The organism is Actinomadura montaniterrae (genome assembly GCF_008923365.1).
Lineage (GTDB): Bacteria > Actinomycetota > Actinomycetes > Streptosporangiales > Streptosporangiaceae > Spirillospora > Spirillospora montaniterrae.
The window spans coordinates 1-880 of the sequence record NZ_WBMR01000499.1; the positions used below are offsets into that span (position 1 = coordinate 1).

1 pseudogene is annotated in these 880 nt (G+C 76.7%); it reads left to right on the top strand.

The window, feature by feature from the left end:
• Positions 1-421 precede the first annotated feature (421 nt).
• Positions 422-880, top strand: a pseudogene (locus F9B16_RS52195) (hypothetical protein); the annotation flags it as partial.

The window sequence follows — 880 nt, forward strand, 5'->3', positions numbered from 1 at the left end:
GGACGGGCGCGCCCGGGAGCGCGGCCCCGCCCTCCGGTGCGCCCGCGGCGGAGGCCGTGCCTGTGGAGTTCGCCGGATCGAGGGTCGTCATCACGCACCCACCTGCCGCCCGCCCCGGTAGCGCCCCTGCTACTGGGTGTAACCGACATTATGCGCGACGTCGCGGCGGTGGCGCGAGAGCGGGGCGTTCGCGTCGGGCCGGCGCCGCCGGGCGGCAACTGGAGCGTGCCACCGCCGGACCGGCCCGCACGCCCATTACGGACCCGCCGGGCCGTGCTGTCAAGACGAATTAACACGGGCTTCACACGGCGGAGATTTCCCGGCCGCGCTGACCAGTGTATTAATGCGGTGAAGGGTGCCGGGCCGCCTTTGGTCAATGGCCTCGCGCCGTGCTCTGCCAGGACGGTTGGATAATGGCGAAATGATCCTCTCCCCGCGAGGCGTGCGCGACGCCGCCGCCAATGCCTTCCAGCTCGCCCGGCACGGCCATCTCGCCGATCTGCGGCCGATGCCGGCGGATCCGGTGGAGGGCGGCGGGGAGGCCCGCGGGGTGCGCCGCTACCGGCCGCCGGAGGGGGTGGTCCCGGCGGGGCCGCCGGTGCTGTTCGTGCCGCCGCCCGCCGCGCCGGCCCGCTGCTACGACCTGCGCCGCGGGTGCAGCCTCGCCGAGCACGTCGTGCGCGCGGGACGGCGCAGCTACCTGCTCGACCGCGACCCCGCCTCCGACCCCGCCGCCGCCGGCCCGGCCGCCGATGCCGGGTCCGCCGGGTCCGCGGGGCGGGCGGAAGGCGACGCCGGCCTGCGCGAATGGGTCCGCGACCTGCTGCCCGGCGCGATCCGCGCGGTCAGCCGGGACGCGGGCGGGCAGCCCGTCCAGCTC